Source organism: Pedobacter sp. (assembly GCF_045627485.1).
In the GTDB taxonomy this organism is placed as follows: Bacteria; Bacteroidota; Bacteroidia; order Sphingobacteriales; family Sphingobacteriaceae; genus Pedobacter.
Map to the genome: position 1 here is coordinate 1 of NZ_JAZQNU010000182.1, position 12,138 is coordinate 12,138.

The 12,138-nt window shown below is 39.7% G+C and carries 11 protein-coding genes and 1 tRNA gene; 6 read left to right on the forward strand and 6 right to left on the reverse strand.

The window, feature by feature from the left end:
• Nucleotides 1-217: 217 nt before the first annotated feature.
• Nucleotides 218-291, reverse strand: a tRNA-Asn gene (locus ACR2F3_RS13925).
• 135 nt (nucleotides 292-426) lie between these two features.
• Here ACR2F3_RS13925 and ACR2F3_RS13930 point away from each other — a divergent pair.
• Nucleotides 427-1,341, forward strand: coding sequence for a PfkB family carbohydrate kinase (locus ACR2F3_RS13930; RefSeq protein ID WP_432710586.1), 915 nt, complete (start codon nucleotides 427-429; stop codon nucleotides 1,339-1,341).
• 6 nt (nucleotides 1,342-1,347) lie between these two features.
• Here the strand turns inward: ACR2F3_RS13930 and ACR2F3_RS13935 are convergent, their stop codons facing one another.
• From ACR2F3_RS13935 to murB, 4 genes are all read right to left on the reverse strand, one after another.
• Nucleotides 1,348-1,581: a cytochrome b5 domain-containing protein gene (locus ACR2F3_RS13935; RefSeq protein WP_432710587.1), complete on the reverse strand. Its 234-nt coding sequence runs from the start codon at nucleotides 1,579-1,581 to the stop codon at nucleotides 1,348-1,350.
• Nucleotides 1,568-2,314 carry a lycopene cyclase domain-containing protein gene (locus tag ACR2F3_RS13940; RefSeq protein WP_432710588.1) on the reverse strand — a complete coding sequence of 249 codons (747 nt, stop codon included), beginning with the start codon at nucleotides 2,312-2,314 and terminating at the stop codon, nucleotides 1,568-1,570. Before ACR2F3_RS13940 ends, ACR2F3_RS13935 begins: the two co-directional genes overlap by 14 nt.
• Before the next feature lie 37 nt (nucleotides 2,315-2,351).
• Complete coding sequence (locus ACR2F3_RS13945) at nucleotides 2,352-2,882, reverse strand: RNA polymerase sigma factor (RefSeq protein ID WP_432710589.1); 531 nt, start codon at nucleotides 2,880-2,882, stop codon at nucleotides 2,352-2,354.
• A 172-nt stretch (nucleotides 2,883-3,054) separates the two neighbouring features.
• Nucleotides 3,055-4,071: a UDP-N-acetylmuramate dehydrogenase gene (gene murB, locus ACR2F3_RS13950; RefSeq protein ID WP_432710590.1), complete on the reverse strand. Its 1,017-nt coding sequence runs from the start codon at nucleotides 4,069-4,071 to the stop codon at nucleotides 3,055-3,057.
• A gap of 135 nt (nucleotides 4,072-4,206) precedes the next feature.
• Here murB and ACR2F3_RS13955 point away from each other — a divergent pair, with 135 nt between their 5' ends.
• From ACR2F3_RS13955 to ACR2F3_RS13975, 5 genes are all read left to right on the forward strand, one after another.
• Complete coding sequence (locus ACR2F3_RS13955) at nucleotides 4,207-4,815, forward strand: TetR/AcrR family transcriptional regulator (protein WP_432710591.1); 609 nt, start codon at nucleotides 4,207-4,209, stop codon at nucleotides 4,813-4,815.
• Between the two features lie 109 nt (nucleotides 4,816-4,924).
• Nucleotides 4,925-5,527: a TetR/AcrR family transcriptional regulator gene (locus ACR2F3_RS13960; RefSeq protein WP_432710592.1), complete on the forward strand. Its 603-nt coding sequence runs from the start codon at nucleotides 4,925-4,927 to the stop codon at nucleotides 5,525-5,527.
• An 18-nt stretch (nucleotides 5,528-5,545) separates the two neighbouring features.
• Nucleotides 5,546-6,880 carry a TolC family protein gene (locus ACR2F3_RS13965; protein ID WP_432710593.1) on the forward strand — a complete coding sequence of 445 codons (1,335 nt, stop codon included), beginning with the start codon at nucleotides 5,546-5,548 and terminating at the stop codon, nucleotides 6,878-6,880.
• Nucleotides 6,877-7,941 carry an efflux RND transporter periplasmic adaptor subunit gene (locus ACR2F3_RS13970; RefSeq protein WP_432710594.1) on the forward strand — a complete coding sequence of 355 codons (1,065 nt, stop codon included), beginning with the start codon at nucleotides 6,877-6,879 and terminating at the stop codon, nucleotides 7,939-7,941. The genes ACR2F3_RS13965 and ACR2F3_RS13970 overlap by 4 nt, the downstream gene beginning before the upstream one ends.
• 15 nt (nucleotides 7,942-7,956) lie before the next feature.
• Complete coding sequence (locus ACR2F3_RS13975) at nucleotides 7,957-11,151, forward strand: efflux RND transporter permease subunit (RefSeq protein WP_432710595.1); 3,195 nt, start codon at nucleotides 7,957-7,959, stop codon at nucleotides 11,149-11,151.
• Between the two features lie 74 nt (nucleotides 11,152-11,225).
• Here the strand turns inward: ACR2F3_RS13975 and ACR2F3_RS13980 are convergent.
• On the reverse strand, nucleotides 11,226-12,138 hold a 913-nt coding region (locus ACR2F3_RS13980), incomplete at its 5' end, for an FAD-dependent oxidoreductase (RefSeq protein ID WP_432710596.1).

Genomic DNA, 12,138 nt, shown 5'->3' on the forward strand with positions numbered 1-12,138 from the left:
CTCAGCAGAATCTTTCAATGCAAAAATAAAAGCATTCAGAAGTCAGTTTAGAGGTGTAAGAAGCATTGAGTTTTTCTTGTACCGCCTTACACAACTTTATGCATAAAAATCACATGGCTCCACAAGTTTTTGACTTGATCCGTTGTAAAATAAAGCCAGGAGAAAATTATGGGCAAAAAAAAAGCAAGCGACCGTTTTACCGTGCTTGCTTTTTATGCTCCCGAAGCTGGGCTCGAACCAGCGACCCTCTGATTAACAGTCAGATGCTCTAACCAGCTGAGCTATTCGGGATCCTTTTCCCCTCGACGCGAAGACTCTGATTTTGAAGCAAGCCTCCTTTGTTTTGGGAATGCAATATTAGGGCTTTTAAATTATTTATGCAATCTTTGCACTAATAATTTTAAAAAATAATTTAATAAAACATATATGAGCCTGATTATCATAGGATCTGTAGCTTTCGATGCAATAGAGACCCCTTTTGGAAAAACGGATAAAATAGTAGGCGGCGCCGCTACATACGCCGGTTTAGCTGCTTCTTACTTTTATAATGACGTAAAAATCGTTGGTGTTGTTGGCGACGACTTTACCCAGGATAACATTGATATTCTAACCAACCACGGGATCGAAACAGAAGGTTTACAAGTGAAAGCAGGTGAAAAATCCTTTTTCTGGTCTGGAAAATACCACAATGACATGAACAGCCGCGATACTTTGGTTACAGAGCTGAATGTACTCGGTGACTTTGACCCCATCATACCAGAGAGCTACCAGGGCTGCGAATACCTAATGTTAGGCAACTTAACACCGCAAGTTCAGCAAACGGTTATAAAACGCTTAAACAAGCGTCCAAAGCTGATTGTAATGGATACCATGAATTTCTGGATGGACATTGCCATGGACGACTTGCTGGAAACTATTAAATTGGTTGACGTATTGACGATCAATGATGAAGAAGCCCGTCAGTTATCAGGTGAATACTCGTTAATGAAAGCAGCCACCAAAATTTTGACAATGGGCCCGAAATACCTGATTATTAAAAAAGGTGAACACGGCGCTTTGTTATTTCACGAAGACCAGGTATTCTCTACTCCTGCTTTACCTTTAGCGGAAGTTTTTGATCCAACAGGTGCAGGTGATACTTTTGCAGGTGGTTTTATCGGCTATCTGGCTAAAGTTGGAACTATTAATTTCAACAACATGAAAAATGCAATTATCTTCGGCTCTGCCCTGGCATCGTTTTGCGTTGAAAAATTTGGTACAGAAAGAATTTTAAACTTAACAGAAGAGCAAATTGAAGACCGTATCAAAGAATTCGTGAAGCTAAGTTCTTTTACGATTTAAGTATAACTATTTAAGCCGGCCTACCGGCTTAAATTTTTCAAATACACTGGCAGTATGCGGCGCATCTGCCAGTTCATCGGTTAAATCCTGACCAGCCCAATGTTCATAGTGTTTACCATTGCGCCATAAACGGCTATCCGTTACATCATAAATTACCCCCTCATAAGCCACCCAGATTTGCGGCTTATCTTGTCCATTTCGCAGCGCCAGCTGCTGTTTGGTATAATCAGGCAGTTCCATGGTTTCTGCTTTTAAAAGCTTCAAACAAGTAGATTGTAAACAACACCATCACAAACAGTAAAACATAATTTTCAAAGGGTACCCCAGCAAGGTTAAACTTCACCGTGTGGGCTACATGGTAAGCAGCACCATTTATAGTGCCTAAAGCCATACTAACAAGAAAATAAGATAGGGCAATCAAACCGTAGGTGCGGTAAAAGCGATACATAAAACGCATCTTATTACGGAATTCAATAAACAGGAGGAATAGAAATAACAGCATGAAAGTTACGACTGAATACGCCATAGTGTAGGCAAAGAAAACAAAGGCAACACATAATCCCAGCAGCATATTACTGAATGCTAAGGTATAGCGGTCCAAACTATTATCAGGATAACGTTGGTTTAAACTTTGATAAATGGCAATGCTGGCAAAAGGCACAGTGAAACATAACAACACTGCAGCTAATGGAATTCCAGCTATTTCGAATCCTGTATCTTGATTAAAATCGTAATGTATTAATTGGTAACGAACAAAAGCGACACAAACACCTGTTGAAAATATACCAGTAAATAATACGGAGTATAATATAGCCTTCCAGTTTTTTAGGAGAAAAGCCCGAGATGAACACAAATACAGAGAGAACAGAAACAAAACTAAGTTTAACAAGAAGCCGGTAGTCATTAATGAGGATTTGGTCCTGTCAAAAATAGGATTTAGATTGGGATCCGCATAAAAAAAACGCTTTCCCATCTTAGGAAAAGCGTTTAAGGTGCTACATACTTAACGACTAAACGATATCAGCGCCAAGAATGTCCTTAGAATACGTTTTTAAATATTTTTTTAAGATCTGACGTGCAACGTGAATTCTTGTTTTTACCGTACCGATTGGAATATTCAACATTTCAGCAATCTCATGGTACTTATAGCCTTCAAAGTACTTAATAAAAGGAACATAGTATTCTGGTTGCAAAGTAGCCAGTGCTTTGTTAATATCACCCATTACAAACTTACTATCGCTGCTGTTTTTACTGGCGCTGTAGTGCAGGTTAGCCGATGAAATATCTTCTGATTGTGTAATCAAAGCATTCGTTTTAACCAAGCGTCTATAATTGTTTATAAAGGTGTTTTTCATAATAGTGAACAACCACCCTTTTAAGTTTGTGCCCTCTTTAAACTTACCATAATAAGTTACTGCTTTTAACATAGTATCTTGAACTAAATCATTAGCATCCTCGACATCTTTAGTAAAATTTAAAGCGAATGACTGTAAAGAAACAGAGTGATCGTGAAGCTGTAAGTTAAATTCATTTTTCGTCATAATGTTTTAATTTTAAAAGGGTTAATAAGTCAGCAAACGTCATCTACATGCAAAGGGCACAATTAAGTTTGTTTAATATCTTATACTAATCTCTTTACAACATATGTACCAAAAAATAAATCAGGTATTTATGAAACTTAAAAACAGGTTAATGGTTAAAATTTAAAGCAAATCACAAAATATTTACTTCACGCTCTAGCGTGATGCCAAATTTTTGGCACACTGTATCGATTATTTTTTCTGAAAAACTATACACTTCTTCGCCAGTAGCGTCACCATGATTAACTAAAACTAAAGCCTGATTTTTCCAGGTACCGGTTTGTCCCTCCACAATACCCTTAAAACCACAGCTTTCAATTAACCAGCCTGCAGCTAATTTAAAATGCGTTTTACCTACCGGATAATAAATCACCCCGGGATATCGCGAAGCGATGTCGTGGAGTTGCGCAGCAGGAACAATCGGATTTTTAAAGAAACTACCTGCATTACCTATAGTAGCAGGATCAGGAAGTTTACTTACCCTGATATCCGACACAACTTGTGATATAGCAGCAATTGTAGGCCTGGTGATCCCTCTATGTTGAAGCTCTGCCTGGATGGCACCATACTGGCTGTTTATTTTAGCGTGCTTGTTTAACCTGAAACTAACAGAGGTGATGATATACGCTCCTTTTAACTCGTTTTTGAAAATGCTATCGCGGTAACCAAACTGACAATCTTCATACTGGAATACCCTGCTCCTGCCAGTTTCTATCGCATAAGCCCTGCAGCTGTGAAACACGTCTTTTAACTCTACCCCGTAAGCGCCAATATTTTGGACTGGCGAAGCGCCTACTGTTCCGGGAATCAGACTCAGATTTTCTACGCCTGCTAATTGGGCTTGTACGCAAAACTGAACAAAATCATTCCATACCACTCCGGCACCTGCCGTTACAATAGCTTCATCGCCATCATCCGTGACGTTTATTCCAGGAATACTGATTTTAATTACCAGACCCATGAAATCTTTTGTGAACAGCACATTACTGCCACCGCCTAAAATAAGCAGGTTTTCTTCCTGAATCATAGGGTTTTTTAATAAGCTTTCAAGCTCCGTTTCGCTTTGAATGTCAACAAAGTATTTTGCCTTTACCTCAATTCCAAAGGTATTGAAAGGTTTCAGGGAGATGTTTTCTTGAATGGATGGCATGTATGTAGTTTATATTCGGTGCAAATGTAATTGTTATGCGTTTATTATCGTTTCAAAGTTAATATTTAAAAAATAATGCATATTTACATTACCGTATTGACGATTTTATAAACAAAGTAGGGTCTTAATTAAAAAATGGAAAATCAGGATAAAAAGAAGACACTTATTATTAATGCAGCTTTAAAGCGAATAGCTCATTATGGGCTGGCCAAAACCACCATGACAGATATTGCTAAAGATATCTCCTTCTCAAAAGCTTTATTATATTATTACTTCCCCGATAAACTTAGCTTATATGTAAGTGTAATTGAATACCTGATGCACTCCATTAGCAAGGAATTGATTAAAGCGGTAGACAAAACAACTTCTGCAACGGAAGGTGTAATGATGTTGCTGCAAAAAAGACAAGGATACATCCAGAAGTATTACAACCTGTTAGAGCCATCTAAAATGTCATATACTGAGTTGCCTGAAGACCTTCATGATAAATTTAACCGTGCGAGAGCGTTTGAAATCAAAATATTAACACAATTGCTTGTTCGAGGCACAGAAAGCGGCGAGTTTGAACCGCAAGATAATCAGTTAATTTCCGAAATATTCATTGAAGCAATTTCAGGAATCCACTTTAACATATTAAATAAAGAAAAACGCTTCTTTCCAGACAAAGGTCAGTTCAAAGAAATCTTCACTAAAGAGAAACGCTTTGCTGAAGTTTTTCTGCGTGGTCTAAAACCAATGAATTAGTCACAATAATGTCATCTTAAAGCATACCTGTAAAGACTTTTCTTTACTAAGTTATATTGGCTGTACTTTTGACCCTTACCACATTAAAGTCAGAAAGTAAAAAGGTAGAATGATTGAAACAGATAAAAAAAGAGAGCAAATAATTATTGGGGCCATCAAACGTTTCACACATTATGGAATCAACAAGACAACCATGAATGAGATTGCGGACGACCTATCCGTCTCTAAACCTGCGCTATATTATTATTTCCCAGATAAAGCAAGCCTGGTACTTGGAGTGGTGAGTACGATATTCGAAGATTATTTTGAACTCTTGTCAAAGGAAAAGACTTCAGCTACACTCGAAGAGAAGTTTGCAGCAATTATTGAAATCAAACACCGGTTTTTCCAGAAATACTACATGTTGCACCTATCAGCAGGCACTACAGACAGCTCTTTGAATACAGAGCAAATCAAGTCGTACGTTACGGAGATGAAGAATAAGGATGCAGAACTCCATAGCCAGATCTTGCAGGAAGCTATAGATCAAGGAGAAATAGCGGCCGTTGACACCAAAAAAACAGCTTTACTTTATTTGCAATGCATGGCTGGAATTACCTCTTTATGTGTAATGAAAGGGAATAAGGAGCTGATGCCCAGTAAAAAGGATGTGAAGCTGGTGTTAGAAAAACAACTGGACCTATCAAAAATATTTATTAAAGGACTTAAATAGATACGACAATCAAGAATAATGAATCAAATAACCAAACAACTAAAAACGATATCCCTACTATTGTTGGGGCTGTTGCTAAGCCAGACAGTTCAGGCGCAACAGGAATTAACGCTTAAAGAAGCGCTGCAGTTCGCGGTTGAAAACAGCGAAAACGTTCGCAGATCGCGCCTGGACATTGATGGCGGTAAATACAGAACTCAGGAAATACGTGCTCAGGCTTTGCCGCAGATTTCTGCTAACAGTGGTTTAACGTATAACCCAATCATTGGACAGCTTGTAGTTGGCGACCAGTCGTTCCAATTAGGAAGAACATGGAATGCCAATGCTGGTGTGCAATTAAACCAGGAATTATTTAACCAACAGGTATTTACAGGTTTACAGGCAGCTAAAAAAAGTGAAAGCTATTATAACTTATCGGCCGACTTAACTGAAGAGCAGGTTATTGAACAAGTAGCCAACACGTATTACCAGGTGTTGGTAAACAGACAACGTTTGAATGTGATCGATACCAATATTAAGAACGTGCGGGTTGTGGAAAAAATTATTGGCAATCAATACGACAATGGTTTAGCCAGAAAGATCGATGTGGACCGGATCAAAGTGAATCTGACCAACCTTCAAACACAACGGGAACAAACCATAAATGCTGTTGGGCAATTGGAAAACCAATTAAAGTTCTACATGGGAATGCCGGTAAATACGGAGATTAACCTGCCGATGACAGAGTTAAGCGCCGTTACAACACTGCCCAATTTGGCAGACAGTATTAATACTAGTGAACGTACAGAAATGAAGTTAATGGATGTGCAACGCGACCTGTTGGTATTGCAACGCAAAGCCTATGTGTCTGAATACTATCCTTCATTGGCCTTAACCGGTAACTTATCTTACACGGGTCAGAGTGATAAATTTGATTTGTTTAAATCTAATAATAGTACCGCATTCTGGTATGATGCTTCAGCCATTGGCTTAAGTTTAAGAATCCCTATATTTAACGGTTTTGCCACGCGTTCGCGGATTAGACAGGCAGATGTGGATATTAAAAAATCAGATGAAGACAGGCGTCAAACTTCCAACTCTTTAAATCTGGCCTATGAGAATGCTAAAGTACAACTGAGAAACAGCATTGTGACGATTAACGCACAACGTGAAAATGTGGGATTAGCGCAAAGTATTTACCTAAGTACACAAAACAATTATAACAATGGGCTTGCTGCGTTAACTGACCTGCTGGATACAGAAAACGCGCTTACAGAGGCACAAAACAGTTACACCCAGGCACTATTGAATTACAAAATTGCTGAAATACAACTTATTAAATCAAACGGAAACATAAAATCACTATTAAAATGAAAAGAGGACTTATTATAGCTATTGTTGTTATTGCTGCCATTGTGGGGATCGGTTTTGTACTGACGAACAATAAAAAGAAAAATGAAGCAATAACTGCAATTGTTGCTCAAGGTGGTGGTGCCGTTAGTGTACGTACAGCAGTTGTTAAAAAAGAAGCAGCAAACCTTGATTACAGTGTAAATGGTATTTTTGCCCCATATAAAGAAATCACTTTCTTATCAGAGAATCCAGGCCGTGTGACTAAAATTTTTGTTGAGGAAGGCGACTATGTGAAAAAAGGACAAGTTTTGGCGCGTATTGATGCAGAGATTTTAAACACAGACCGTGAAACTGCGGAAGCTGCGCTACAAAATGCATTAAAAGATGAAGCCCGTTATAGCAGCTCTTTCGCCACTGGTGGCGTTACCCAACAACAATTGGATCAGGCAAGATTAGCGGTAAAAAATGCCAGGTTAAGGTTACAGGCTTCGCAACGCCGGGTAAGTGATGCCAACGTTAAATCGCCAATTAATGGTATCGTAAACAAAAAATACATTGAAGTAGGTGCCTTTGTTAATGGACAAGGAACCCAGATGTTTGAAATAGTTGACGTGAGCCGTTTAAAGTTAAATGTAAATGTGAATGAAAGCCAGGTAGCCAACTTAAAAATTGGTGATCCTGTATTGATAAAAACAACAGTATTCCCTGACCTTGATTTTAGTGGAAAAGTTACTTTTATTGCCCCTAAAGCAGACAATTCATTAAACTTCCCTATTGAAATTCAAGTAATGAATAACAAGCCTAACACGATTAAGGCTGGTATGTACGGTACTGCAATCTTTAAATTCCCTACACAAGCGCCAACCATTACCATACCTCGTGGTTCATTTGTAGGTAGTGTGAGCAGCAATGAAGTTTTCATATTAGAAGATGGCAATAAAGCGAAGTTGCGCAAGGTAGTGGCTGGGAGAATTCTGGGAGACAAAGTGGAAATTCTTGATGGATTAAAAGAAGGAGAAACAGTTATCACCAGCGGTCAGATCAATTTAACGGATGGTGCAGAAGTGGCACCGATAAAATAATTAAATACTATTCTGATGAAAATAACAGAAATATCTATTAAACGCCCTTCCCTGGTAATCGTTGTATTTACAGCGCTTTCCTTGCTGGGTTTGTTAAGTTACTTCTCCTTAAGTTATGAACTTCTTCCCAAGTTCTCCAACAATGTGGTGTCGATTTCAACAATCTACCCAGGAGCTTCACCTAATGAGGTTGAGAATACAGTAACTAAAAAAATAGAGGATGCAGTGTCGTCCATGGAAAACATTAAAAAACTTAATGCGGTTTCGTATGAAAGTTTATCTGTGGTAACTATTACATTGAACGACAAGGCCAATGTAGATCTCTCTTTAAATGAAGCTCAAAGAAAGGTGAATGCTATTCTGGCCGATTTGCCAGAAGAAGTAAAAACGCCTTCCTTAAATAAATTCTCACTCGATGACCTTCCGGTAATCACCATGTCGGCTTCGGCAAATATGGATGATGCGACATTTTATGACCTCATCGATAAAAGGATTGCACCTATTGTATCTCGTGTAAGCGGGGTTGCCCAGGTAAACTTAGTGGGTGGACAGGAACGTGAGATTTATGTAGGCCTTGATGGAAACAAAATGCAAGGCTATGGATTGTCTATTTTGCAGGTTCAACAAGCTATTTTATCCTCTAACCTCGACTTCCCTACTGGAAGTGTTAAAACCAAGGATCAGGACATTCTGATTCGTTTATCAGGTAAATATAAAGATGTAGAAGAATTACGTAACCTGGTGGTGAGTACCAGCAAAACAGGTGCACAGGTTCGTCTTGCGGATATCGCTGATGTTCAGGATACCCAGAAAGAAGTAGATAAACTGGCCAGAATTGACCAGAAGGGAGCTATCGCTATACAGATAGTTAAACAATCTGATGCCAATGCTGTAGAAGTAAGTGAGGGCGTACACAAAATTGTAGAGACCTTGCAAAACGATTATAAGGCAAATAACCTTAAAATTGATATCGTAAACGACAGTTCAATTTTCACCTTGCAATCTGCAGATGCGGTAATCCACGATTTAATCCTGGCGATTATCCTGGTTGCATTTGTGATGCTCTTTTTCTTGCATAGTATCAGGAACGCAGTCATCGTAATGGTGTCTATTCCGGCTTCACTTATTGCCACTTTTATAGGTATCGATATGTTAGGCTATACCCTGAACCTGATGTCTCTCCTGGGACTGTCGCTCGTGGTAGGTATTTTAGTGGATGATGCCATTGTGGTACTTGAGAATATTTACCGTCACATGGAGATGGGCAAAAACAAGGTGCGTGCAGCATTTGATGCTACCAAAGAAATCGGTTTTACAGTAGTTTCTATTACTTTGGTTATCGTGGTCGTATTTTTCCCGATTGCCATCAGTTCCGGATTGGTATCCAACATATTACGTCAATTCTGTGTAGTGGTAATTATCGCCACACTCCTATCCTTGGTAACCTCTTTTACCATCGTACCGCTACTATCATCGCGTTTCGGTAAACTAGAGAAAATTGAAGGTAAAAATGCTTTCGGCCGTTTCATTTTATGGTTCGAAAAGCAATTACATAAATTTACCGTTTGGATTACGGGAATTTTAAACTGGTCTTTAGACCACAAAGCAATCACCCTGGGAGGGACATTCCTGTTACTTATAAGCTCCTGCGGTTTAGTTGGTGGCGGGTACATTGGTACAGAGTTTTTCCCTAAAAGTGATAAAGGTGAATTCCTTGTTCAACTGGAACTTCCAAAAGATGCTTCTATAGAGCAAACCAATATAATAACGCAACAAGCGGAAGCCTTTTTAAAGAAAAAACCTGAAATCACACAGATGATTACCACAGTTGGACAATCAAGTGGTGACTTTGGAGGAACACAGGCTACGGCTTATAAAGCTGAAATTAACGTGAGGTTGGTTGACCGTAAAGACAGGGAAGATGCTTCGAACATTTATGCTACAAAAGTGAGTCGTGAGTTAGCGAAACAACTTCCAGGTGTTAAAGTTAAAACGGTACCGATTAGTATTTTAGGTATTGCCGAAAATGCGCCAATCGAATTGGTAGTCATGGGATCTGACTTAGACAGTGCCATGAAATATGCAAAGGGCGCAATGGCCGTACTACGAGACATTGACGGATCTGCCGAGGTAAAACTTTCTGTTGAAGATGGTAGTCCGGAGATCAATGTGCAGGTAGACCGCGATAAAATGGCGGCCCTTGGCCTATCGTTACAAACGGTGGGTGGAACCATGCAAACTGCTTTTAGCGGTAACACCGATGGTAAATTCCGTAAAGGTGAGTATGAATATGACATCAACATCCAATACCAGGCTTTCAACAGGCAGAATATTGAAGATGTTCGTAACCTGATTTTCATCAACGACATGGGTCAGCAAGTGAAGCTTTCGCAATTTGCAGACATCATTGAAGGATCAGGACCTAGTCAGCTGGAAAGACGTGACAAAAGTACATCAGTGTCTGTTAAATCACAATCTATCGGACGCCCAACGGGTACTATCGTAGCAGATTTCAGGGCTAAACTAGAACAACTGGAAGCTGATAAAAAGCTTGTAAAACCAGTAGGCGTAAGTTATGTTTGGGGTGGAGATGAGGAGAACCAAAGCGAAGGTTTCGGTACTTTAGGTATTGCCTTGTTGGCCTCCATTGTATTGGTGTATCTAATTATGGTTGCGCTCTACGATAGTTTTGTTTATCCATTCGTAGTTATGTTCTCCATTCCTTTATCAGTTATTGGTGCCTTACTTGCGTTAGCGTTAACCAATAATTCACTGGGTATCTTTACCATCCTAGGTTTGATCATGTTGATTGGATTGGTGGCAAAGAATGCGATTATCTTGGTCGATTTTACCAACCAGATGAAGGCCGAGGGCCGCGGTACAAGAGAAGCTTTAATTTTAGCTAACCACGCCCGTTTACGTCCTATTTTGATGACGACTTTAGCGATGGTTATCGGTATGCTTCCTATTGCTTTAGCGAGTGGCGCCGGTGCAGAATGGAAGAATGGTTTAGCCTGGGTAATTGTTGGTGGTTTGACCAGTTCACTGTTCCTGACACTGATTATCGTTCCGGTGATGTACCTGGTATTTGATAAAATTCTTGACCGTTTTGGTTTCAACAAAAAAACGAAGTCTATTGATGAGTTAATGGTTGAACCTTACCAACACAAAGAAGTAAAAGAATACGAATTAGACGAGGCTACAATTTAAGCATCGTCAATGAACAAGAAAGGCCCCTGAAAATAATTTCAGGGGCCTTTCTTGTTTTATAAGGAGGAATGATCCTAAATATGGATCGCTCTGTTCTCTGTTGCAGCCATGGCTGCTTCTTTGAAAGCTTCGGTATAAGTTGGATGTGCATGGCAAATTCTTGCAATGTCCTCTGCTGAGGCACGGAATTCCATTGCAACAACAGCTTCTGCAATCATATCAGCTGCACGCGGGCCAATCATGTGTACGCCTAAAATTTCATCAGTATTAGCATCAGCAAGTACTTTTACAAAACCATCTGTATCCATGCTGGCTTTTGCACGTCCGCTGGCTTTGAAAGGGAAAGAACCTGCCTTGTATTTTGTACCTTTTTCTTTCAACTGCTCTTCAGTATAGCCTACTGATGCAACTTCCGGCCAGGTATAAACCACGCCTGGAATAAGGTTATAATTGATATGGGGCTTCTGACCAGCTAAACGCTCGGCTACATAAACACCCTCGTCTTCCGCTTTATGTGCAAGCATGGCACCTTTAACCACATCACCGATCGCATAAACACCGGGAACGGAGGTTTCAAGATGTTCGTTTACCGGAATTTTATTCCCGCGATCTTCAGTTTTAATGCCAATGTTTTCTAAACCTAATCCTTCAGTGTAAGCCGTACGGCCCACAGCAACGATGCAGTAATCTGCGTCCAGGCTAATTTGCTCACCCTTGGCATTCTCGGCAGTTACCGTTACTGTATCACCTTTTACGCTGGCGCCGGTTACCTTGGTTTTAGTGTAGAACTCCATCCCTAAAGACTTCTTCAACACCCTTTGTAATTCTTTACCTAAGCCTGCGTCCATGGTACCGATAATGGCCGGTAAAAACTCGACTACAGAAACCTTTGTACCTAAACGTGCGTAAACCGAACCTAACTCCAGACCGATAACGCCACCGCCGATCACGACCATTGATTTTGGAACCTCTTGTAAGGTTAAAGCC